At 66.2% G+C, this 21234-nt stretch carries 20 protein-coding genes; 9 read left to right on the top strand and 11 right to left on the bottom strand.

The annotated features are described in order from the left end of the window. The 3 genes from ACI2KK_RS10525 (at position 1) to ACI2KK_RS10535 (ending at position 2380) form a co-directional block, all read left to right on the top strand. Positions 1 to 948, top strand: a complete 948-nt coding sequence (locus tag ACI2KK_RS10525; protein ID WP_217841843.1) for a LysR family transcriptional regulator — start codon at positions 1 to 3, stop codon at positions 946 to 948. 225 nt (positions 949 to 1173) lie between these two features. Continuing rightward, complete coding sequence (locus ACI2KK_RS10530) at positions 1174 to 2148, top strand: D-glycerate dehydrogenase (protein WP_217841842.1); 975 nt, start codon at positions 1174 to 1176, stop codon at positions 2146 to 2148. 94 nt (positions 2149 to 2242) lie between these two features. Beyond that, complete coding sequence (locus ACI2KK_RS10535) at positions 2243 to 2380, top strand: hypothetical protein (RefSeq protein WP_404668886.1); 138 nt, start codon at positions 2243 to 2245, stop codon at positions 2378 to 2380. Positions 2381 to 2401: 21 nt separating this feature from the next. On the opposite strand, the gene ACI2KK_RS10540 is transcribed toward ACI2KK_RS10535, so the two are convergent. The 4 genes from ACI2KK_RS10540 to ACI2KK_RS10555 form a co-directional block, all read right to left on the bottom strand. Beyond that, on the bottom strand, positions 2402 to 3340 hold the full coding sequence (locus ACI2KK_RS10540) for a glycosyltransferase family 2 protein (RefSeq protein WP_404668887.1): 939 nt from the start codon (positions 3338 to 3340) through the stop codon (positions 2402 to 2404). Continuing rightward, on the bottom strand, positions 3337 to 3705 hold the full coding sequence (locus ACI2KK_RS10545) for a GtrA family protein (protein ID WP_404668888.1): 369 nt from the start codon (positions 3703 to 3705) through the stop codon (positions 3337 to 3339). The genes ACI2KK_RS10540 and ACI2KK_RS10545 overlap by 4 nt, the downstream gene beginning before the upstream one ends. Further along, on the bottom strand, positions 3702 to 5207 hold the full coding sequence (locus tag ACI2KK_RS10550; protein WP_404668889.1) for a glucosyltransferase domain-containing protein: 1506 nt from the start codon (positions 5205 to 5207) through the stop codon (positions 3702 to 3704). The genes ACI2KK_RS10545 and ACI2KK_RS10550 overlap by 4 nt, the downstream gene beginning before the upstream one ends. An 87-nt stretch (positions 5208 to 5294) precedes the next feature. Continuing rightward, the gene (locus ACI2KK_RS10555) at positions 5295 to 6191 is read right to left on the bottom strand and encodes a DMT family transporter (protein ID WP_404668890.1); all 897 of its coding nucleotides are present in this window, start codon (positions 6189 to 6191) and stop codon (positions 5295 to 5297) included. A 192-nt stretch (positions 6192 to 6383) separates the two neighbouring features. Here ACI2KK_RS10555 and ACI2KK_RS10560 point away from each other — a divergent pair, with 192 nt between their 5' ends. Beyond that, entirely contained in the window at positions 6384 to 7262 is an 879-nt protein-coding gene (locus tag ACI2KK_RS10560; RefSeq protein ID WP_404668891.1) for a helix-turn-helix domain-containing protein, read from the top strand. A 133-nt stretch (positions 7263 to 7395) separates the two neighbouring features. On the opposite strand, the gene ACI2KK_RS10565 is transcribed toward ACI2KK_RS10560, so the two are convergent. The 6 genes from ACI2KK_RS10565 to ACI2KK_RS10590 all read right to left on the bottom strand — a co-directional run bounded on the left by ACI2KK_RS10565 (position 7396) and on the right by ACI2KK_RS10590 (position 13882). Continuing rightward, positions 7396 to 9801 (bottom strand): TonB-dependent siderophore receptor, encoded by a 2406-nt coding sequence (locus ACI2KK_RS10565; RefSeq protein ID WP_404668892.1) that lies wholly within the window; start codon positions 9799 to 9801, stop codon positions 7396 to 7398. A 344-nt stretch (positions 9802 to 10145) separates the two neighbouring features. Beyond that, the gene (locus ACI2KK_RS10570) at positions 10146 to 11114 is read right to left on the bottom strand and encodes a FecR family protein (protein WP_404668893.1); all 969 of its coding nucleotides are present in this window, start codon (positions 11112 to 11114) and stop codon (positions 10146 to 10148) included. Next, positions 11111 to 11611 (bottom strand): RNA polymerase sigma factor, encoded by a 501-nt coding sequence (locus tag ACI2KK_RS10575; protein ID WP_404668902.1) that lies wholly within the window; start codon positions 11609 to 11611, stop codon positions 11111 to 11113. Before ACI2KK_RS10575 ends, ACI2KK_RS10570 begins: the two co-directional genes overlap by 4 nt. A gap of 71 nt (positions 11612 to 11682) precedes the next feature. After that, a complete protein-coding gene (locus ACI2KK_RS10580; RefSeq protein ID WP_404668894.1) occupies positions 11683 to 12006 on the bottom strand; it encodes a DUF3325 domain-containing protein in 324 nt (107 codons plus the stop codon). Further along, positions 12006 to 13580 carry a PepSY-associated TM helix domain-containing protein gene (locus tag ACI2KK_RS10585; protein WP_404668895.1) on the bottom strand — a complete coding sequence of 525 codons (1575 nt, stop codon included), beginning with the start codon at positions 13578 to 13580 and terminating at the stop codon, positions 12006 to 12008. Before ACI2KK_RS10585 ends, ACI2KK_RS10580 begins: the two co-directional genes overlap by 1 nt. Further along, the gene (locus tag ACI2KK_RS10590; protein ID WP_369989778.1) at positions 13577 to 13882 is read right to left on the bottom strand and encodes a DUF3649 domain-containing protein; all 306 of its coding nucleotides are present in this window, start codon (positions 13880 to 13882) and stop codon (positions 13577 to 13579) included. The genes ACI2KK_RS10585 and ACI2KK_RS10590 overlap by 4 nt, the downstream gene beginning before the upstream one ends. 251 nt (positions 13883 to 14133) lie before the next feature. Between ACI2KK_RS10590 and ACI2KK_RS10595 the strand changes: the two genes are divergently transcribed. Further along, positions 14134 to 14628 (top strand): sigma-70 family RNA polymerase sigma factor, encoded by a 495-nt coding sequence (locus ACI2KK_RS10595; protein ID WP_404668896.1) that lies wholly within the window; start codon positions 14134 to 14136, stop codon positions 14626 to 14628. Further along, positions 14625 to 15548, top strand: coding sequence for a FecR domain-containing protein (locus tag ACI2KK_RS10600; RefSeq protein ID WP_404668897.1), 924 nt, complete (start codon positions 14625 to 14627; stop codon positions 15546 to 15548). Before ACI2KK_RS10595 ends, ACI2KK_RS10600 begins: the two co-directional genes overlap by 4 nt. A gap of 275 nt (positions 15549 to 15823) precedes the next feature. Here the strand turns inward: ACI2KK_RS10600 and ggt are convergent, their stop codons facing one another. Continuing rightward, on the bottom strand, positions 15824 to 17614 hold the full coding sequence (ggt, locus tag ACI2KK_RS10605) for a gamma-glutamyltransferase (protein ID WP_404668898.1): 1791 nt from the start codon (positions 17612 to 17614) through the stop codon (positions 15824 to 15826). A 167-nt stretch (positions 17615 to 17781) separates the two neighbouring features. On the opposite strand from ggt, the gene ACI2KK_RS10610 reads away from it, so the two are divergent. The 3 genes from ACI2KK_RS10610 to ACI2KK_RS10620 are packed head-to-tail and all read left to right on the top strand — an operon-like array spanning position 17782 to position 21008. Continuing rightward, entirely contained in the window at positions 17782 to 18255 is a 474-nt protein-coding gene (locus tag ACI2KK_RS10610; protein WP_217838886.1) for a MarR family winged helix-turn-helix transcriptional regulator, read from the top strand. Positions 18256 to 18285: 30 nt separating this feature from the next. Beyond that, positions 18286 to 19476 carry an HlyD family efflux transporter periplasmic adaptor subunit gene (locus ACI2KK_RS10615; protein ID WP_404668899.1) on the top strand — a complete coding sequence of 397 codons (1191 nt, stop codon included), beginning with the start codon at positions 18286 to 18288 and terminating at the stop codon, positions 19474 to 19476. Then, entirely contained in the window at positions 19473 to 21008 is a 1536-nt protein-coding gene (locus tag ACI2KK_RS10620; protein WP_404668900.1) for a DHA2 family efflux MFS transporter permease subunit, read from the top strand. The genes ACI2KK_RS10615 and ACI2KK_RS10620 overlap by 4 nt, the downstream gene beginning before the upstream one ends. The last annotated feature ends 226 nt before the right edge of the window (positions 21009 to 21234 follow it).

Consider the following 21234-nt stretch of genomic DNA (forward strand, 5'->3'; position numbering starts at 1 on the left):
ATGGACACCCTGCAAAACATGCGTGCTTTCAGTTGCGTAGCCCAGCTCGGCAGCTTCACCGCTGCTGCGGCGCAACTGGATACGACCACCGCCAACGTGTCGCGGGCGGTCTCCAACCTGGAAGCCCACTTGCAAACCCGCCTGCTCAACCGCACCACCCGGCGCATTGCGCTGACCGAGGCAGGCAAGCGCTACCTGATGCGCTGCGAACAGATCCTGACCTTCGTCGAAGAGGCCGAGGCCGAGGCCAGCGATGCCCACGCCCGCCCCGCCGGGCAGTTGAAGGTGCATTCGATGACCGGGGTGGGCCAGCACTTCGTGGTCGATGCCATCACCCGCTACCGCGACTCACACCCGGACGTGACCTTCGACCTGACCATGGCCAACCGCGTGCCTGATCTGCTCGAAGAGGGCTACGACGTGTCTATCGTGCTGGCCACCGAGCTGCCCGACTCGGGCTTCGTCTCGCAGCGCCTGGGCATCACCTACAGCATCGTCTGCGCATCGCCCGCCTATGTGGCGCGCAACGGCTTCGCCAACCGCCCGGCCGACCTGCTCAAGCACTCGTGCCTGCGCATGGTCAGCCCGGTGATCCCGCTGGAAAAATGGCTGTTCGACGGCCCCGAAGGGCAGGAGATGGTCAACATCACCAGCTCGCCGTTCCAGGTGAACTCGGCCGATGCCATGAAGACGGCGATCCGCGCCGGTATGGGCGTGGGCGTGCTGCCGATCTACTCGGCCATCGACGGCCTGCGCGACGGCAGCCTGGTGCGCATCCTGCCGGAGTACCGCCTGCAGGAGCTGAACCTGTACGCCATCTACCCTTCGCGCCAGTACCTGGATGCGAAGATCAAGACCTGGGTCGAGTACCTGCGCAACTCGCTGCCGGAGATTCTCGCCGCGCACGAGGCCGACCTGAAGACCCACGAGCTGCACATCGCCAATTGAAAAAGCCGGTGCATTGGGGCCGGGGACAATGGTAGGTTGCTATGCATTGACTCCAGTGTCTGGCAGACAGGCCCATGGGAGGGCTTTGCCCTCCATCGCGACACAAGGCCGCTCCTACAGGGTTACGCGTCTCTTGTAGGAGCGGCCTTGTGTCGCGAAAGGGCCGCACAGCGGCCCCGCTTTTTTGCCCGACTCCGTTCCCCTGCCTTGCAGAGAAGCCGCCCGATGAAAAAGACCGTCCTGGCCTTCAGCCGCATCACCCCTGCCATGGCCGAACGCCTGCAGCAAGATTTCAACGTGATCCTGCCCAACCCGAAACTGGGCGACATCAACGCCCAGTTCAACGAAGCCCTGCCCCAGGCCCACGGCCTGATCGGCGTCGGCCGCAAGCTTGGCCGCGCGCAGCTCGAAGGCGCAGGCAAGCTTGAGGTGGTGTCCAGCGTGTCGGTGGGCTACGACAACTACGACCTGGACTACTTCAACGAGCGTGGCATCGCCCTGACCAACACCCCCGACGTGCTCACCGAAAGCACCGCAGACCTTGGCTTTTCACTGATCATGGGCTGCGCACGGCGTACCGCCGAGCTGGATGCCTGGACCAAGGCCGGCCAATGGCAGGCCACCGTGGGCCCGGCGCACTTTGGCAGCGACGTGCACGGCAAGACCCTGGGCATCGTCGGCCTGGGCAACATCGGCGCCGCCGTGGCGCGCCGCGGGCGCTTCGGTTTCAACATGAACATCCTGTACGCCGGCAACAGCCGCAAGGCGGCGCTGGAGCAAGAGCTCGGCGCGCAATACCGCAGCCTCGAGCAGTTGCTGGCCGAAGCCGATTTCGTCTGCATCGTGGTGCCGCTGTCCGATGCCACCCGCAAGCTGATCGGCGCCCGCGAGCTGAAGCTGATGAAGCCCAGCGCGTTTTTGATCAACATCGCCCGTGGGCCGGTGGTGGACGAGGCGGCGCTGGTCGAGGCCCTGCAAAACGGCACCATCCGCGGCGCCGGCCTGGATGTGTACGAGAAGGAGCCGCTGAGCGATTCGCCGCTGTTCAAACTGCCCAACGCCCTGACCCTGCCGCACATCGGCTCGGCCACTGCCGAAACCCGCGAAGCCATGGCCAACCGGGCAATGCAGAACCTGCGCGCAGCCTTGCTGGGCGAGCGGCCGCAGGACCTGGTGAACCCGCAGGTGTGGAAAGGCTGAGGGCTGCAGGGGCTACCTGATATTTTTGCCAGTTGTGAAGCACTGCCGGCCGTTGTCTCATGGGTTTCCACTCGCTTGTATTGGAGATACCCAGATGAAATGCCCAGAGTGCGGCCAGGAAATTAACGAGGATGACGAGACGTTCATCATCGCTGGCAGGGAGTATCACAAGGAGTGCCTGACGGAAGAGGAGATCGAAGAGGAGATGGAACAGCCCAAGCAACAGGGTTGACCCACTCCCATAACCCCTGCATCACCTGGGCTGGCGCCGCCGGCCCAGGACCTTGCGCACCACGTAGCGCGGCCGGTGCTTGGTCTCCTGGTAAATGCGCCCGATGTACTCCCCCAGTATGCCAATGCCGATCAACTGCACCCCGCCCAGAAACAGGATCGCGGTCATCAGCGACGGGTACCCCGGCAGGTCATTGCCGAACACCAGCTTGTCGATCACCAGAAACGCCGCGTACAGCAACGCCAGCAACGACACGCCGGTGCCGACGTAGGTCCATAACCGCAACGGCACCGTGCTGAACGAGGTGATGCCGTCCAGCGCCAGGTTCCACAGCCGCCAGAAGCCGAACTTGCTGTTGCCCGCCGTGCGCTGCGGGCGGTCGTACTCGACGATCTCGGTGCGAAACCCCACCCACGACAACACCCCCTTCATGAACAACTGCTGCTCGGGCAACTGGCGGATGGCTGCCACCACCTTGCGGTCGAGCAGGCGGAAATCGCCGACGTTCTCCTCGATATGGGTGGAGGCGATGCGGTTGTGCAGGCGGTAATACAACCGCGCGGTCCAGCGCTTGAGCGGGGTGTCGGTGGCGCGGCTGCGGCGTTTTGCGAGCACCACGTCGGCGCCGTCCTGCCAGCGCCCGACCATTTGCGCGATAAGCTCGATGGGGTCTTGCAGGTCCACGTCGATGGGCACCACGGCGTCGCCCTCGGCGTATTCGAGGCCTGCGAACAGCGCCGACTCCTTGCCGAAGTTGCGCGAGAAATTGATCACCGTCACCCACTCGTCACGCTGTGCCAGCGAGGCGCAAATCGCTTCGCTGTCGTCGTCGCTGCCATCGTTGACGAACAGGATCTCCACGGTCATGCCCTGCAGGGTCGGCTCGTCGCGCACGGCGCGGTAGAAGGCCTCGATAGTGGCCTGTTCGTTGTACAGCGGCACGATCAGGGTAATGTTCATGGAGCCCTCCGTTTGAACACCACGGTGTGCGAATAGGCGTACCCCAACACCAGGCTCAGCGCCGAAAACGCCACCAGCGTCAGCCAGGGCGACAACCCGATACGGTCGGCCAGCGCGCCGATGCCCAGGCTCAAGGCGCCCATGCCGAGCACAAACAATAGGTAACGCCCATGGCTTGGACGCACGGCAAAGGTGTAGTGGGCGTTAAGGTAGTAAGAGAAGCTGGCCGCCACGGCGAAGGCCAGCAGGTTGCTACGCGCCTGGCTGCTGCCAAGGCCGCTGTGCAGGCCGAAGAACACCAGCCAGTGCACCAGGGTGTTGCCCAGGCCCACCAGGCCATAGCGGATGAAGCGCCGCAGGTTCAACGGATAGGCTCTGCAGGCGGCGCCTTGACCAGCACATAGGCACTGTCGCCAACCAGGTGGATGTCGTAAAAGCGGCTGCTGAACTGCGCCACCGGGCTTTGCTCCAGTACCTGGGCCCGGCTCAAGGGTGGCGTGTCATAGAATGTGTGCAACTGGTCGATACCCGCGCGCGGCAGCATCTCCGGCAACAGCAGGTAGTTGTAGGCATGGATCTTCTCGATGGCCGGCAAGGCTTGCAGCGTGCCGCGGGCCGCAGGAATCCACGGCCGTTGCAGCCAGAAGTCGAGCAGGTAGTAATGATGTGCTTCGCGCAGGCCCGGTTGCGAGGCGAGGTCATGCACCAGGCCCTGGGCCAACGACTGGTGCAGGGCCTTCTGCAGCACCAGCACACGCCCGTAGGCAAAAGAGAAAGACAACATGCACAGCACCGGTACCGCCAGCACCAGCAGACGCAGACGCGGCCAATCCGCCAGCGCGTCATACGCCAGGTACGCCAGCAACGTCAGCAATGCACCCAACCCAAGCAGCACCCGCACGGTCTGTTCGAACTCGGCCAGTAACAGGATCAGCCCAGGCACACTCAGGGCTATCAACGGCACAGGCAGCAGCAAAGCCAGCAGCAGGCCCAGGCGCTCGCCTGTGGTGCCCGGGCCACGCCATACCCGCAGCACAGCCCGCGACAATGCCAGCGCCGCCAGCAAGCCAAGCACCAGCAGGGTCCAGCCAACGGCAGGGGTGACCAACAAGGCCAGCGTATCGACGGTCGTTGTGAGCCGATGCTGCATTTCGCCCAGCCAATGCCCACCCACAGGCAGCCAGTTGCCACGGGTGGACGTGACCATCCAGGCGCTGCTGAGGTAGTACAGCGCGCAGCCGCCCATCAACTGGCCAACCCGCACCAAGGCCTCGGCGCCGACCACACGCAAGCGCTCCCCTGCCAGGGCCAGGCGCATGACTTCGATGGCAGCCAACCCGGCAAACAGGTTCACCGCAGGCTGGTAAAGGCCTGCCGCCATGGCGACCAGCAGCGCGCCGTAAAGCCCGCGAAGGGCGGCCTTGCCCGCCAGGCTGACCGCCCACAGGCAGGCCGCCATCGCCAAGGCCATGGCGGCACCATCGTATTGATAAGAGAGGTTCTGCAGGAAATACGGCTGGTACCACAGCGGCAGTACCACCAGCACCGCGCCCACCGCAGGCACCGCAAACCAGTGCCGCACCAGCCGCGCCATGGCATGCCCGCAGGCCAGCACCGCCAGCAACAGCGGCAGCGGGTAGAGGTTGACCGCCCCAGGGCCGAAGCTCAGGGCGGCGAACAGGCCAACCATCAGTGGCCTGCCGAAATCGTCCCAGTCGTTACGGGCCAGGTGCTGACGGGCGAAGTCGTCGAGAAACGGCATATCGGCCATCAGCAGAGGCAGCACATGCACCAGCAGCGCTGCAGAACACAGCAGCCAGAGTTGGGCGTGTGAAAGTGGTCGGGCGTACCATGAATCGGAGGACATTCCTTTCCCCAAGCGAGAGCGTCCGGGGAAGTCTAGCTACGCGATTGCAGGCTGCACCTGGCAAAACTGCCAGGCGCAAACGTGCCCTCACCGGGCCAGGGCCACCTGGGCCTTGCGCGCCGGTTTGCGAAACACCAGCACGTTCCCCGCCATCACCGCCACCAGCCCCAGCAGCGCCGGTGCCGTCCACACATAGCCCTCGGCATAGGCCGACACGTTCAGCGCCACCAACGGGAACAATACGGTGCAATAGGCCGCGCGCTCCGGCCCCATGCGCCCGACCAGGGTGAGGTAGGCGGTAAAGCCGATCACCGAGCCCGGGATCACCAGGTACAGCAGCGAGCCGATGTAGCGGGTGTTCCATTCCATGGCGAACGGGATGCCGCTGATCAGGCAGTACAGCGCCAGCATCGAGGCGCCGTAGGCCATGCCCCAGGCGTTGGTGGTCATGGGCTTGAGCCCGGCTTTTTGCTGCATGCTGGAGAGCATGTTGCCGGCCGAGAAGCACAGCGTGCCAAGCAGCGCCAGGCCCAGGCCGTAGAGGGTTTCGCGGCTGGCACTGTGGTGGCTGAGCTCGGGCCAGAACAACAGCCCCAGCCCGACCAGGCCCATGGCGCCGCCGGCGAGCACATTGGCGGCGATCTTCTGACCGAAGAAAATTCGTGCGTTCAGCGCGTTCCACAGGGTGGCGGTGGAGAACACCACGGCGATCAGGCCGCTGGCGACCCACTGGCTGGCCGTTAAAAAGCACATGAAGTTGACGCAGAACAGGCAGAAACCCTGGGCCAGGCACACCAGGTGGCCGCGCCGGTTCATCGGTTGCAGGCGCCGGGTGAGCAGCAAGATGGCGAACAGGATCAGCCCGGCCAGGGCAAAGCGGTAAACGATCGACACCGGGATGGCGACCACCCCCAGTTGCAGTTTCAGGGCGATCCAGGTGGTGCCCCAGATGAGCACGGTGAGCAGGTACAGCGACAGGTTCATGGTGGGCCCCTTGCAGCAGAATTTCGGGTCATCGCGAAAACCGTGGGAGCGGGCTTGCCCCGCGATGGCCCTCACAGGCCTCTACTGTCTTCCACCCACCCCTGCTGCGCTTGCACAAACTTGCGCTTTTGCTCACCCGGTAGCTGTCACCGGGCCAGCGGCGCAGTAGGATGTGCGTCAGAGGAACCCTCCATGCCCGCACTCGACCACCTGCAAGTCTTCAACGCCATGCACGCCTCGCCCAACGCCCGGCTGGAGCTGAGCGCGCAGCTGGGTGACGGGCTGGCGGCGGCGTTGTGGAGCAACCGCGACGATGCCCGTGACTACCAGGCGCCCAGCCACCACACCCTGTCGTGCTACATCGCCGACGGCACCGGCACCTTCCGCCGGCAGAAGCCCTCGGACAAAGGCTCACCCGACAAGCTGTGCATCATGCCCGCCGGCCACGAGTCCAACTGGGTGGTCAACGGTGCGATCCGCCTGGCCCACCTTTACGTCAGCGAGGCGCAGTTCGCCCTGGGCTGCACCCGCCTGCTGGACCGCGAACCGCGGGAGATGCAACTGCACGAAGCAACCTTCCTCGACGACCCGCAACAAGCTGCGCGCTTTCGCCAACTGGTGACCCTGGACTGGGCCGAGCCCGGCGAGCGCCTGCTGGCCAGCAGCCTGGCCCACGCCATCATCGACCACGCCGTGCTGCACCAGGCCGGGTTGCGCCAGGGGCTGCGGCTCAAGGGCGGGCTGGCGCCGCACCAGCGCCGGCAGTTGGTGGATTACATCGAGGCCAACCTCGACCAGCCGCTGACCCTGGGTGAGCTGGCGCTGCGCTGCAACCTGTCCGAATACCATTTTGCGCGGATGTTCCGCACAAGCTTCGGCCTGCCCCCGCACCAGTACCTGCTGGCGCGCCGGCTGCACCAGGCCTGCCGGTTGCTGCGCCTGGGCGAGTTGCCGTTGGGGCAGGTGGCCTTGTTGTGCGGGTTTGCCAGTGCCAGCCATTTCAGCAACCGCTTCCGCCAGGCGCTGGGCGATACGCCCGGGGCGTACCGGGCGGCGTTCTGCAGTGCCTGAGCCGGCCACACCCCTGTAGGAGCGGCCTTGTGTCGCGAAAGGGCTGCGCAGCAGCCCCGGCGATTGTGCATGAGTTCGAGATTCTGGGGCCGCTGCGCGCCCCTTTCGCGACACAAGGCCGCTCCTACAGGGCTCAAAACTCCAGGGTACTGGACAAGCTCACCTGCCGCGCATCGCCCACGGCCACGAAGTAACGGTTCACCGCCGAGGTGTAATACACCTTGTCGAACAGGTTCTTCACGTTCAGTTGCAAGCGCACCTTGTGCTCGTCCAGCTTGGTTTCGTAGCTGGCAAAAGCATCGGCCACGGTGTAGGCCGGCAGGTCGAAATCGTTGGTGGCGTTACCGGCGCGCTCGCCCACATAGCGTGCACCGGCGCCCAGGCGCAGATTGTCGCCACCGAACAGGCTGCCGTAGTCGTACACCGCCGACACCGAGCCGCTGTGGCGGGCGACGTTCTGCAGGCGGTTGCCCTTGAGCGTGCGGTCTTCGGTCACCTCGGCATCGGTGAAGGCATAGGCGCCGATCAGGCTCCAGTGCTCGCTGAGCTGGCCGCTCAGGTCCAGCTCGACGCCGCGCGAACGCACCTGGCCGGCGGTGCTGTAGAGGATGGTGCCGGGTACGGTGTCACCGTCGGACACCAGCACGTTGCGCTTGGTGATGTCGAACAGCGCCAGGGTGCCGGTGATGGCGCCGGGCATGTCCAGCTTGGCGCCCAGCTCCCACGACTTGCCCTCCTCCGGGGCGATGCTGGAATCCAGGGTCAGGGTCGCCGCACCAGTGCCCTGGCTCAGCGGCGCGATGGTGGAGTTGGGCTTGAACGACTCGCTGTAGCTGCCATAGAACGACAGCTGGTCGTCTACCTGATACACCAGCCCCGCGTGGGGTACCCAGGCCTGGCCGCTGGTGTCGGTGTTGACGGTGAACGGCCGGCCGCGGCCGGCGTACTGGTCGTACTGCTGGAAGCGCCCGCCGGCCACCAGGATCCAGTGGTCGTCCAGGTGCCAGGCGTCCTGCACGAACAGCGAGTCGGTGCGCAGCTTGTCGGTCTGGTCGCTGTCGGTGGCGCGCACGGTGGTGCCTTCGGCCTGCTGGCCGTATACCGGGTCGAGGTAGTTGAACGAAGTGTTGTTGGCCCCGCGAATCAGGTCACCGCGAAACACCTTGCGGTCTTCATGGTCGACACCCGCCATCAGCTCGTGGCGCATGCCGGCCAGCTCCACGTTGCCGTTCAGGCTGAAGGTGGCGAACTGGTCGCGGCTCATGGCGTTGTGGGTGCCGTCGGCGGTGCGGGTGAGCCTGCCGGTGGCTTCGTTGACGGCGGTGACGCGCACCTGGCTGGCATCGTAGGTTTCGCGGTTGAAGCTGTAGCCGAAGTGGGCTTTCCAGTCGTCGCTGAGCTGGTGGTCGACTTCCAGGCGATACAGGTCAGAGCGCCCTTCCATGTCGTTGTACGGCTCGTCCAGGCGACGGCTGGCCGGGATGTGCAGCGGGTGGCCGTCGCTGCCAAAAGCTGTGCCGCGGTCGAACGGGTAGAGAAACTCGCGGTGCTCGTAGGCCAGCACCACTTGGGTGTCCTCGCCAAGCCAGGCCAGCGATGGCGCCACCAGGGATTCGCGGTGGGTGCCGAAGTTGCGCCAGTAGTCTTCGTCTTCGTGGTCGACGATCAGCCGGTAGGCCAGGTTGCTGTCGCCCAGCGCGCCGGTGCTGTCCAGGCCGCCGCCGCTGCCGTTCTTGCCGCTGCCGTAGGTGGAGCCGCGCACAGTCAAGGCGTTGTACTGCTCAAGCTGCGGGCGCTTGCTGACCACGTTGATCACCCCGCCCGGGTCCTGGATGCCGTACAGCAGCGAGGCTGGGCCCTTGAGCACCTCGACCCGCTCGGTGCTGGCATTGAGCGCACGGCCCTGCACCAGTGGCATGCCGTCGCGCATGATCGAGCCGTCGCGGTTGTCGCCAAAACCGCGCTTCATCACGGTGTCGGCGGTGCCGCCGAAGTTGTTGCCCTGGGTGATGCCGCTGACGTTGTACAGGGCATCATCCAGGTTGCGCGGGGCCTGGTCGCGCAGCACCTGGGCCGGTACCACGTTGATGGCGTGGGGGATCTCCAGGCTTGGGCCCTGGCCGCGCATGATCGAGGCACTGGCCGGCGGCTGGTAGCTGTAGTCGTCGGCCTGGGAGGTGATGGTGGTCGCCTGCAGGTTGAGTGCATTGCCGCTATCAGCCGGCTCCAGGGTCAGAGTGCGCGCATCGAGCCGGCGCCAGGCCAGGCCGGAACCTGCCAACAACTGCTGCAGGGCCTGTTCGGCGCTCAGGCTGCCGTTGAGCGCCGGGGCCTGCAGGTCAGGCAGCGTCAGGGTGTAGACCACGCTTAGCCCGGTGGCGCGGCTGAAGGCGTTGAGCGCCTGGGCCAGCGGCTGGCTCGGCTGGGCGAAGGCATAGGCCTGGCTCTGCTGCGCGGCCAGCGCCTGAGGAGCCAGGGGCAAGGCGGCGCAGAGGCTGAGGCCGAACCAGAGCGGGACGCAACGCGGGGTGAACTTCATGGACGCTGACCTGTGAGAGGAGTGATCGTTTGCGAATGAATCGCACTTCCACTCACTACACGGATGCCGTTGAGGAGTACCTCACCGGAAATTGAAAAATATTTTTGCGGGGCCGGCCCAATCGCCGGAAAGCCGGCTCTCTTAGAACAAACCACAACTCATTGATTTAACAAGATCCCTGTGGGAAGCGGCCTTGCCGGGGCGCCGTCCGGTCGAGATGGGCTGCGCAGCAGCCCCGGCAATCTTGCATGAGGCCAAGACCTTGGGGCCGCTTCGCGCCCCATCGCGACACAAGGCCGCTTCCCACAGGGACCGCGTTTGCCTACCTGATTGCGATGGGGCCCTCAGCGCAATACGGTGAAGCGGCCCAGAACGGTTTGCCGCTCAAAACCCAGCACCTTGCCCAGCGAATCCAGCGCCAGCAGCGGCTCGTCCACCGGGAAGCTGCCACTGACCTTGCGCTGCGCCAGGGCATCGTCCAGCAGCAGGATGCGCCCGGGGTAATAGCGGCGCAGGTCGTCGACCACCTGCCCCAGCGGCACCTGGTAGTAGTTCAGCCAGCCCTGGCGCCAGGCCAGGCGGCTGTCGCTGTCGACCTGTTCGATACGCCCGGCTGTGCCGTCGGCGTACACCAGTTGCTGGTCGGCGGTCAGCTCGCTGGGCGGCGCGCCGGGCACCGGCGTCACCGCCACCCGCCCGCTGTGCACCGTAACCCGGGTGCCAGCACCCTGTTCACGGACCTCGAACTGGGTCCCCAGTACGCGCACCTGCCCGCCATTGGCCGCCACCACGAACGGCGCGCCGGTGTGGGTCACCTGAAAGTACGCCGCGCCACGCAGCAAGCGGACCCGCCGCTGGCCTTGGGTGAAGTCCACAGCAACGGCGCTGCCGGCGTCCAGGGTCAGCTGCGAGTTGTCGGCCAGGGTCACCTGGAGCACCTGCTCACCACTGGTGTAGTCGGCGCGCAGGTCCTGCAGCCAGTGCTGCGGCTGCCAGCCCGCTACGCCGCCCAGCGCCAGCACCAGGCAAGCGGCCACGGCAAAGCGCCGCCAGTGCGCTGTGCGCGCCGGGCGGTGGATGGCGTCCAGGTACTGCGCAAGGTCGGCCTGCTGTTCGGCGGCCAGGCGCGCGGCGGGGGCTTCGCTCAATTGCCACAGCTGTTCGGCCTCGGCGTAGGCGCGCCGGTGCGCGGCATCCTGCAACAGCCAGCGCTTGAACGCAGCACTGTCGGCCTGGCCCGGCTGCTGGTTGCGCCCCAGCCAGCGCAGGGCGGCCTGTGACTGTTCGGCGGTGATCGGCGGTTCAAGGCTCATCGACGGGCGCTCCCTGGCCGGCGCAGTGGGGAGGCGGGTTCGGCGACACTCGCCTTGCACGCTTCGAGGGCGCGCATCATATGCTTTTCCACCGCGCTCTGGGACAACTGCATGGCCTTGGCGATTTCGCCGTAAGTGCAACCATGGATGCGGCTGAGCAAAAAGATCTGCCGGGTGCGCTCGGGCAGGGCGCGCAGCGCGGCCTCGATGCACTGCAGGTCGTGGGCCGCTTCCAGCGCCTGCTCCGGCGCCTGGGCGACGGGCTCGCCGTCGTTGTGCTGCAGGCTGTCGGCCGCGCGGTCACGGCTGCCTTCGCTGCGCAGGTAGTCGATGGCCAGGTTGCTGGCGCTGCGCAGCAGGTAGGTGTCGAGGGCCTCGACCTTGACCTCGGGTCGCCGCCAGAAGCGCAGGAACAGGTCCTGCACCAGGTCCGAGGCGGTGGCGCGGCAGCCAATGCGCCGGCTGACCAGTGCCTCCATGCGCGCACGCTGGGCCATGAACACCTGGACGAAGCGCGCCCGCCCGTTGCCGTTGTCGGCCTCGGGGTCGGTCAGCCCGCCGGGTTCGCTCAAGCCAGCACCGCCAGCAGCGGGCCGAGCAACAGGCTGGCCGCCGCCAGGCCCAGCAGCAGGCGCGGCTGGTAAGGCAGGCCGAACACCCACAAGGTGGCGCCGGCCATCAGCAGCGCGGTCCACTCCACCAGGCCCAGCGCCCAGCCCTGGGCCTGCACGGCCAGTACCAGCGCCAGCACCAGCAAGGCCCAGCCACCTGCGCGCAGGGCCTTGAGCTGAAGCAGCGTCGGCTTGCGTTTGAGCAGCTCGACGAAGTGCTTTTCCATGGCCAGGCACAGCCCGGCGAAACCGGAAAAAACAATCAGCGCAACGCCCAGCATCAGTGCGCCTCCGCGGTTTCTGCCGCCGCCTTGCCAGCCCGTGGCGCGCGCTTGGCCGCCACTTTGGGCGCGCGCAGCATCTTGCTGGCGGCCCAGGCGAGGAACAGCCCGGTGCCCAGGGCGGTGAGATCGAAGCCGGCCATGGCCCAATCGCCCACGGCAATGGAATGGTTCAGACCCTGGCCGGTGGTGATGGCGTTGAGCAGCGGCAGCAAGGCGAAGGCCAGTGCCCCCAGCCCCAGTTGCTCGGCCCAGGCCCGGCGGCCCGGGCGCAGCATGGCGTGCAGCAGCGCCAGCCCCCACAGCGTGAAGAAGCTGTCGATCTCGAAACCCGAGCGCCCCTCAAGCCCTGCCGGCAACAGGCGGTTGGCCCAGAAGAACGCCGCCACCCCCAGCAGCAGGCCGCTCATGCTGGCGATGTTGAGCACCTCGACCAGGCGCAGTTCGCCGGGCATGTGGCCGCTTTTGGCGTGCTTGAGCTGGCGCTTGCCCAGCCACATCACCAGGCCCGTGCCGATCACCGCTGTGCCGGCCACGCCGAAGGCGAAGTACAGCCAGCGCAGCCAGGGCCCGGCGAAGTTGCCCATGTGCAGGCCGGCGAAAGTGAACGAGGTCATCATTGCCGCACTTTCCGGCGCGCCCTGGCGCAGCAGCTCGCCAGTGGCGCCATCGAAGGTCCAGTTGGCGCTGCGCCGGTAGGCGACGTGGTCGGTGCTGGCCTGGGACAGGGTTACCCGGGCACTGGCGTCACCGGGGTTCTGCACCTGCACCGAACCGATATGCGCCCCCGGCTCCAGAGCCTGGACCTTGGCGTAAAGCTGCGGCAACGGCACCAGCGGCGCGGCCACCCCGGCCACGGCCGGGGTTTCGTCGCGGCCGAACAAGTCGTTGAAGTAGCGCCCGGCATCGCCGTAGCTGGCGAGGATGCCGGCCGGCATCACCATGTACATGAACAGCACCAGGCTGCTGTAGCTGATCATCAAATGGAACGGCAGCACCAGCACGCCGATGGCGTTGTGGCCGTCGAGCCACGAACGCTGGCCCTTGCCGGGGCGGAAGGTGAAGAACTCCTTGAAGATCTTCTTGTGGGTGATGATGCCGGTGACCAGCCCCAGCAGCATGATGAAGGCGCAGAAGGTCGACAGCCAGCGGCCCCAGGGGTAGGGCATCTGCAGCTCGAAGTGGAAGCGGTAGAAGAACTCGCCGCCACGGCTGTCGCGGGCCTCGACCTCCTGGCCGCCGGCCGCATCCAGCTGCTTGCGCACAAAGCCGCGGCGCCCGCCGCCATCAGGGTCGCGCCAGCCGACCGCGAGGGCCGGCTCGCGCTCGCCGGGCAGGCGGATGAACCAGCTGGCGGACTGCCCGGCATGGCTCTGCAGGTAGCGTTGCGCCAGGCCCAGGCTGTGCACCGGGTCCAGCGGGTGGGCCTGGATCTCGGGTTGGCTCCAGTGGCTGATCTCTTCCTTGAAGTAGGTCAGGGTGCCGGTGAGAAAAATCGCGAACAGCAGCCAGCCGAAAATCAGCCCGGTCCAGGTGTGCAGCCAGGCCATGGCCTGGCGAAAGCCTTCTTTCATCCGTTGTTCATCCAGTAGGCCAGCCCGTTGATCGCCCCCAGCAACAGGCTCGGCAGCAGCACGCCCAGCCAGGCGCGCCAGGCACTGCGGCAAGCGAAGCACCAGATGAACGCCAGCACCAGGAACACGAACGACAGCAGCATGCCGACCAGCGCGGCGTCGACCTGGGCCATGGGCAGCAACAGCGCGCCGCTGACGCTGACCAGCGAGGCCAGCAGGTAGCCGCCGACCAACGCGGCAAGGCAGCGCGAGGCCACGGCCAGGCGATAGCTGAGGGGCAGTCCGGCGGCTTTGCTGGTCATCGCGGTGGTCCGAGGAAAGGGGGTGCAATAGTAATGATTTGGATTCTCATAAGCAAAGTTCGGCGATGAATGCAGTTAGCGTGGGAGCGGGCTTGCCCCGCGATGAGGCCTGGCGCTTCACCGGTATTGCCTGATCGGGCCTTATCGCGGGGCAAGCCCGCTCCCACGTTCAGTCCACAGAGGGGGCTGGCGAACGGCAGGATCTGTCGCATACAATGCGAACAATTCTTAATTCCAGTTGAGACTCACCGGTGTCCAGCGCCCTCTCTTCCACTGTCGAAGGCCTCTACCTCGCCCACCACAACTGGCTCACCGGCTGGCTGCGGCGGCGCCTGGGCTGCCCGCAGAGCGCGGCAGACCTGGCCCAGGACACCTACCTGCGCCTGCTGCAAGCCCGCGAGGCGCCACAACTGGTCGAACCCCGCGCCTTCCTCGCCACCGTGGCCAAGCGCGTGCTGTGCAACCACTTCCGCCGCCAGGAACTGGAGCGCGCCTACCTCGAAGCCCTGGCCCAGGTGCCGGAACAGGTAGCGCCGAGCGAGGAAGACAAGGCGCTGATCTTCGAGACCCTGCTGGAGCTGGACCGCCTGCTCGATGGCCTGGAGCCGCTGGTCAAGCGCGCCTTCCTGCTGGCCCAGGTGGACGGCCTGGGCCAGGGCGAGATCGCCCGCGAGCTGGGTATCTCGCTGGCCACCGTCAAGCGCTACCTGAAAAAAGCAGCTCTGCGCTGCTACTTCGCCCTGTGAACGCCGAGTTTTCGCCACGGGTGGCCGAACGCGCCGTGCATTGGCTGCTCGAGTCCCAGGAAGAGGGCTTCGACCAGCACCTGGCACTGGAGCACTGGCTGCAGGCCGACAGCGAGCACCAGCGCGCCTGGGCGCACATCCAGCAGGTCAACCAGCGCCTGCGCGGGGTGGCCTCGCCGGTGGTGCATGCCACCTTGCATGCGCCCCCCTCCCCGGCCCGGCGCCGGGCACTCAAGGCCTTACTGCTGGTGGGCGTGGCCAGTGCCACCGGGATGGGCCTGCAACAGCACAATCCGTTGCCGGGGCTGATGGCCGACTACCGCAGCCCGGTGGGCCAGCGCCGGCGCCTGACCCTGGACGACGGCAGCCAATTGCACCTGAACACCCGCAGCGCCGCCGACGTGCGCTTCGACGGGCAGCAGCGCCTGGTGCGCCTGCAGGAAGGCGAGTTGCTGCTGGAGACGGCCAACGAGCGCCGGCCGTTCTACCTGCGCACCGCCGAAGGTGACCTGCAATTGGGCGCCGGGCAGGTCAACGTGCGCCAGTTCGAGGGTTTCAGCCTGGTTTCGGTGTTCAGCGGCAGCGCCAGCGTGGCCGGGCAGTCGCTGCTGGCCGGGCACCAGGCACGTTTTGCCCGCGGCGGCTGGCAGGCCATCGCACCGCTGGACCCGAACCGCGCGGCCTGGGTGGACGGCATGCTGGTGGTGTCGCAGATGCGCCTGGGTGACTTTGTGGCCGAATTGTCGCGTTACCGCCTGGGGCAATTGGGCTGCAGCGAGCGGGTGGCCAACCTGCACATTTCCGGGTCGTACCCGCTGGAGGACAGCGAGCGCATCCTGGCCATGCTGGAGGTGGCGTTGCCGGTGAAGGTGCGCAGGTTTACCCGCTACTGGGTGTCGGTGGAAGCTGCGGCCGGTTGAGCACCTGTAGGAGATCACCCAGCCCTTTGGGCTGCCTGAACCGGCCTCATCGCCGGCAAGCCGGCTCCTACAGGTACGGCACTGGCCTGAAGCTTATGCAATCCCTGTGGGAGCAACTGTCTTGCTCAAGTACTAAAAGCTGGTGCGATCCCTGTGGGAAGCGGCCTTGTGTCGCGATTGGGCTGCAGAGCAGCCCCAGGATCTCGGACTTATGCAAAATCGCGGGGGCTGCTACGCAGCCCTTTCGCGACACGAGGCCGCTCCTACAGGGGGCGTCAATCTCCTGCAGCACTGCCTTCACGCCGCGGGTCGGCACCCGCCGCCCAACCCTCGCCATCGCGCACGATCACCTGTGTTCCGCTAGTCATCTGCATTTGTGCCACATCGTGCCCGCGCGCGCGCAACTGCTGAATGATCTGCGGCCCTACCAGCCCGGCCTCGACCTCGGTCTGCAGGTTGCGGCTGCCGAAGTTCGGCAAATCGACCGCCGCTTGCGGGTCCAGCTTCCAGTCCAGCAGGCCGAGCAGCGCCTTGTTGACGTACTGGATGATCTGCGAGCCGCCCGGCGAGCCGAGCGTGGCCACCAGTTGCCCGGAGGCGCGCTCGAACACCAGCGTCGGGGCCATGGACGAGCGCGGCCGCTTGCCCGGCTCGATACGGTTGGCCACTGGTAGCCCGTGCTCCTGTGCAATGAAGGAAAAGTCGGTGAGCTGGTTGTTGAGCAAAAAACCCTCCACCAGCAGGTGCGAGCCAAAGGCTGCCTCCACCGAGGTGGTCATCGACAGTGCGCCACCCAAGCTGTCCACCACCGAAACCTGCGAGGTGGAGATGCGCAGTGGCGAGCGGTCCGGCGCCAGGGCCAGGTTGTCACCCGGCGGCACACCGGCTTCGGCGTGCCCCATGCTGCGCTCGCCGATCAGCCGGGCGCGCTCGGCCAGGTATGCGCTGCTGGTCAGCCCCTTGACGTTCACCGGCACAAAGCCCGGGTCGGCCAGGTACTGGGCGCGGTCGGCATAGGCCAGGCGCTCGGCCTCGGCCACCAGGTGCACGGCGTTGGCGTCGGGCGCCAGGCCTGCAGGTGTGGCGGCCGGCACTGGCGGCATGCGGGCGATGTCCTGGCGCGGGTCACGCTGGCCCAGTGCCTCGAGGATGCCGAGGGTCTGCAGCACTGCCACGCCGCCGGAGGAGGGCGGTGGCATGCCGCAGATGCGCCATTGCTTGTAATCCGCGCACACCGGTTGGCGCTCCACGGCGCGGTAACCCGCAAGGTCGGCCAGGGCCAGGCTGCCGGGGTTGGCGTGGCGGTTCACCTGCCGGGTGATGGCTTGGGCCAGCCTGCCCTGATACAGCGCATCGGCGCCTTCGTTGGCGATGGTTTGCAAGGTGTCGGCCAGTGCCGGGTTCTTCAGTTGGCTGCCAACCGGCAGCGCCTTGCCTTCGGGGGTGAGCAGGTAACGTGCAAGCTCAGGGGCGCGGGCGATGAACTTGTCGGCTGCGATCAATGCATGCAGCCGCGGGGATACCGCAAAGCCGTTGCGCGCAAGCTCAATGGCCGGGCCGAACAACGTCTTCCACGGCAACTTGCCGTGCTGCCGGTGCGCCAGCTCCAGGGCTTTCAGCGCCCCTGGCACACCCACCGACAGCCCGCCGATCTGCGCCTGAGCAAAGGCCATGGGCGTACCGTCCGGGCTCAGGAACTGCGTGGCGCTGGCACCTTGCGGCGCGGTTTCGCGACCGTCGTAGGCCTGCACCTGCCGGCCGTCCCAGTACAGGATGAAGGCGCCGCCGCCAATGCCGCTGGACTGTGGCTCCACCAGGGTCAGCACGGCCTGCATGGCCACTGCGGCATCGATGGCCGAGCCGCCCTTGCGCAGCATTTCAAGGCCGGCGGCGGTTGCCAGCGGGTTGGCGGCGGCGGCCATGTGGCGCTTGGCATGTACCGGTTGCAGGCCGCTGCGGTAACCGCTGGCGATCTCTGGCGCGAGCGCAGCCGGTGGGTGAGAGGAGCCGCAGGCTGTGGTCAGCAGGGCCAGGGCGCAAAGGGTGGCCAGTGGGGCAAGTCGCATGCATTTCCTTGAACGGGTGACTCGGGGCAGGGGTCAGCATATCTGCCCGGGCGGCGCTTGGCGAAACCCGGCGCCTGCATGAAATTTTAGTTAGCTCGCTAATCAAGGCTTTGACATTCACTGCCTAGGCAGTAATATTTCTACACACTTTCCCGAGCAATCCGTCGATGGCCCATTTCACCCCGGAAAACTTCCAGACCTGCGCCATCGGCATGCTGCTTGGCCGCGCCGCCGTGCTGAAGGACCGCATCCTCGACTGGCATCTGGAAGCCGACGGCGTCACCGCCGCGCAGTTCAAGGTGCTGATCATCGTCACCCAGTACCAGGTAGACACCCCGGCCGAGCTGTGCCGCTACCTCGGCCTGGACAGCGGTTCGATGACCCGCATGCTCGACCGCCTCGAGCAGAAGGGCCTGATTTTGCGCAACCGCTGCCCCGACGACCGCCGCCAGGTGCGCCTGGCGCTCACCGCCGACGGCCAGCGTTTGGCCGACCGCCTGCCGCAGGTAGGGGCGGCGGCAATGAACGAGTTGGTCGGCGTGCTGCAGCCCGAGGAGCTGAAAACCCTCGAAGGCCTGCTGGCCAAGGTGCTGCTCAGCGCCGGCGACCCCCTGACGATCCGCCGTTTCGGCGACCGTTGATCCCTGTCACGCATTTTCCAAGGTACTGTCATGGCCACTTCCGCTGACACCCCCACCCAGGCAGCCCCGCAGGACACGCGCAAGCGCAAGGCCTGGCTGCTCGGCCTGCTGCTCATCCTGATTGTTGCCGGGGCCGGCGCCTGGGCCTGGTACAGCCTGGTCGGGCGCTGGCACGAAAGCACCGACGACGCCTACGTCAACGGCAACGTGGTGGAAATCACCCCGCTGATCACCGGCACCGTCACCAGCATTGGTGCCGACGACGGCGACCTGGTGCACGCAGGTCAAGTGCTGCTGCAGTTCGACCCGGCCGACAGCGAAGTGGCCCTGCAGGCCGCCGAAGCCAAACTGGCGCGCACCGTGCGCCAGACCCGCGGCCTGTACAGCAACGTCGATTCGCTCAAGGCCCAGTTGCAAACCCGCCAGGCCGAGCTGCAAAAGGCCCAGCAAAACTACAACCGGCGCAAGGTGCTGGCCGACAGCGGCGCCATCGCCCAGGAAGAGATCTCCCACTCGCGTGACGACCTGACCGTGGCCCAGGCCGCCGTCAACAGTGCCCGCCAGCAGCTCAACACCAGCAGCGCGCTGGTGGACGACACCGTGGTGTCCTCGCACCCCGAGGTGATGGCCGCCGCCGCCGAGCTGCGCCAGGCCTACCTGGACCACGCCCGTACCACCCTGGTGGCGCCAGTTACCGGTTACGTGGCCAAGCGCACCGTGCAACTGGGCCAGCGCCTGCAACCGGGCACTGCGACCATGGCGGTGATCCCGCTGGATGAGGTGTGGGTGGACGCCAATTTCAAGGAAACCCAACTGCGCGACATGCGCATCGGCCAGCCGGTGGAGATCACCGCCGACCTGTACGGCAGCGAAATCAAATACAGCGGCACCGTCGACAGCCTCGGCGCCGGCACCGGCAGTGCCTTTGCCCTGCTGCCGGCGCAGAACGCCACCGGCAACTGGATCAAGATCGTCCAGCGCGTACCGGTGCGCATTCACCTGAACCCCGAGCAGCTCAAGGACCACCCGCTGCGTATCGGCCTGTCCACCGTGGCCGAAGTCGACCTGCACGACCAGAGCGGCCCGACCCTGGCCCAGCAGCCGCCGCAGCAGGCCAGCTACACCACCCAGGTGTATGACCGCCAGTTGGGCGAGGCTGACCAGTTGATCGCCCGGCTGATCCACGAAAACAGCGCCACCGGCAAGACGGCCCAGCGATGAGCCAGGGCGGCGCTGCGCAGTTCACGCCCCCCAGCCTGCTGCTGACCACCATCGGCCTGTCGCTGGCCACGTTCATGCAGGTGCTCGATACCACCATCGCCAACGTGGCGCTGCCGACCATTTCCGGCAACCTGGGGGTGAGCTACGAGCAGGGCACCTGGGTGATCACCTCGTTCGCGGTGAGCAACGCCATCGCCTTGCCGCTGACCGGCTGGCTGAGCCGGCGCTTTGGCGAGGTGAAGCTGTTCATCTGGGCCACGCTATTGTTCGTGCTGGCCTCGTTCCTGTGCGGCATCGCCCAGTCGATGCCTGAGCTGGTGGGCTTTCGCGTGCTCCAGGGCGTGGTCGCAGGCCCCTTGTACCCGATGACCCAGACCTTGCTGATTGCCGTGTACCCCCCGGCGAAACGGGGGATGGCGCTGGCACTGCTGGCCATGGTCACGGTGGTGGCGCCGATTGCCGGGCCGATTCTCGGAGGCTGGATCACCGACAGCTACAGCTGGCCGTGGATCTTCTTCATCAACGTGCCCATCGGCCTGTTCGCCGCCGCGGTGGTGCGCCAGCAGATGCGGGCACGGCCGGTGGTCACCAGCCGCCAGCCGATGGACTACATCGGCCTTTTGACCCTGATCGTCGGGGTAGGGGCCTTGCAGGTGGTGCTGGACAAGGGCAACGACCTGGACTGGTTCGAGTCGTCGTTCATCATCATCGGCTCGATCATTTCGGTGGTGTTCCTGGCCATCTTCATCATCTGGGAGCTGACCGACCGACACCCGGTGGTCAACCTGCGCTTGTTCGTGCACCGCAACTTTCGCGTCGGCACCATCGTGCTGGTGGGCGGCTATGCCGGGTTCTTCGGTATCAACCTGATTTTGCCGCAATGGTTGCAGACGCAGATGGGCTACACCGCCACCTGGGCGGGCCTGGCCGTGGCGCCGATCGGCTTGCTGCCGGTGATCATGTCGCCGTTCGTGGGCAAGTACGCGCACCGTTTCGACCTGCGCTTGCTGGCCGGCATCGCGTTTCTGGCGATCGGCACCAGCTGCTACATGCGCGCGGGTTTCACCAGCGAGGTGGACTTCACCCACATTGCCCTGGTTCAGCTGTTCATGGGGATTGGCGTTGCGTTGTTCTTCATGCCGACCTTGAGCATCTTGCTGTCGGACCTGCCGCCGCAGCAGATCGCCGACGGCTCGGGGCTGGCGACCTTCCTGCGTACCTTGGGGGGCAGCTTTGCCGCGTCGCTGACGACCTGGATCTGGATTCGCCGGGCCGACCAGCACCATGCTTACCTGAGTGAGCACATCAGCACGTTCGACCCGGCTACTCGGCATACGCTGGAGCAATTGGGCGGGGCGGGGCCGCAGAGTTATGCGCAGCTTGAGCAGATTCTCAACGGGCAGGCTTACATGATGTCGACGGTGGATTATTTCACCTTGCTGACCTGGGTGTTTGCTGCGTTGATTTTGTTGGTGTGGTTTGCCAAGCCGCCGTTTACGGCCAAGGCGGGGCCGGCTTCGGGTGGGCATTGAGGTTTTGGGGGGGATTGCGGTCTCCCCTTGTTCGCGGTGGTTGGCTGGTGATAGTGGTTGTGCGGCGGCTTGTAGTTTTCGAAGTGCGCTGTTGATCTGTGGATTTTTGTATTAGTTGGTTTTGAAATTTATATGCGCATTCATTATTTGTAGTGACGCTTATTCACCTTTCCGCCCTTACGGCGGGTTACTTTTTTTCGTGGAAAAAAGTAACCAAAAACCGTGC

This window comes from Pseudomonas sp. NPDC089406 (genome assembly GCF_044900265.1).
GTDB classification, from domain to species: domain Bacteria; phylum Pseudomonadota; class Gammaproteobacteria; order Pseudomonadales; family Pseudomonadaceae; genus Aquipseudomonas; species Aquipseudomonas fakonensis.

Bases quoted from the DNA above. Each gene is read 5' to 3' on its own strand.
- ACI2KK_RS10590 (WP_369989778.1), bottom strand. From the start codon at position 13,882: ATGACCAGCAAAGCCGCCGGACTGCCCCTCAGCTATCGCCTGGCCGTG.
- ACI2KK_RS10620 (WP_404668900.1), top strand. From the start codon at position 19,473: ATGAGCCAGGGCGGCGCTGCGCAGTTCACGCCCCCCAGCCTGCTGCTG.
- ACI2KK_RS10525 (WP_217841843.1), top strand. From the start codon at position 1: ATGGACACCCTGCAAAACATGCGTGCTTTCAGTTGCGTAGCCCAGCTC.
- ACI2KK_RS10615 (WP_404668899.1), top strand. From the start codon at position 18,286: ATGGCCACTTCCGCTGACACCCCCACCCAGGCAGCCCCGCAGGACACG.
- ACI2KK_RS10555 (WP_404668890.1), bottom strand. From the start codon at position 6,191: ATGAACCTGTCGCTGTACCTGCTCACCGTGCTCATCTGGGGCACCACC.
- ACI2KK_RS10580 (WP_404668894.1), bottom strand. From the start codon at position 12,006: ATGCTGGGCGTTGCGCTGATTGTTTTTTCCGGTTTCGCCGGGCTGTGC.
- ACI2KK_RS10565 (WP_404668892.1), bottom strand. From the start codon at position 9,801: ATGAAGTTCACCCCGCGTTGCGTCCCGCTCTGGTTCGGCCTCAGCCTC.
- ACI2KK_RS10560 (WP_404668891.1), top strand. From the start codon at position 6,384: ATGCCCGCACTCGACCACCTGCAAGTCTTCAACGCCATGCACGCCTCG.
- ACI2KK_RS10585 (WP_404668895.1), bottom strand. From the start codon at position 13,580: ATGAAAGAAGGCTTTCGCCAGGCCATGGCCTGGCTGCACACCTGGACC.
- ACI2KK_RS10550 (WP_404668889.1), bottom strand. From the start codon at position 5,207: ATGTCCTCCGATTCATGGTACGCCCGACCACTTTCACACGCCCAACTC.
- ACI2KK_RS10540 (WP_404668887.1), bottom strand. From the start codon at position 3,340: ATGAACATTACCCTGATCGTGCCGCTGTACAACGAACAGGCCACTATC.
- ACI2KK_RS10535 (WP_404668886.1), top strand. From the start codon at position 2,243: ATGAAATGCCCAGAGTGCGGCCAGGAAATTAACGAGGATGACGAGACG.
- ACI2KK_RS10530 (WP_217841842.1), top strand. From the start codon at position 1,174: ATGAAAAAGACCGTCCTGGCCTTCAGCCGCATCACCCCTGCCATGGCC.
- ACI2KK_RS10570 (WP_404668893.1), bottom strand. From the start codon at position 11,114: ATGAGCCTTGAACCGCCGATCACCGCCGAACAGTCACAGGCCGCCCTG.
- ACI2KK_RS10575 (WP_404668902.1), bottom strand. From the start codon at position 11,611: ATGGCCCAGCGTGCGCGCATGGAGGCACTGGTCAGCCGGCGCATTGGC.
- ACI2KK_RS10610 (WP_217838886.1), top strand. From the start codon at position 17,782: ATGGCCCATTTCACCCCGGAAAACTTCCAGACCTGCGCCATCGGCATG.
- ggt (WP_404668898.1), bottom strand. From the start codon at position 17,614: ATGCGACTTGCCCCACTGGCCACCCTTTGCGCCCTGGCCCTGCTGACC.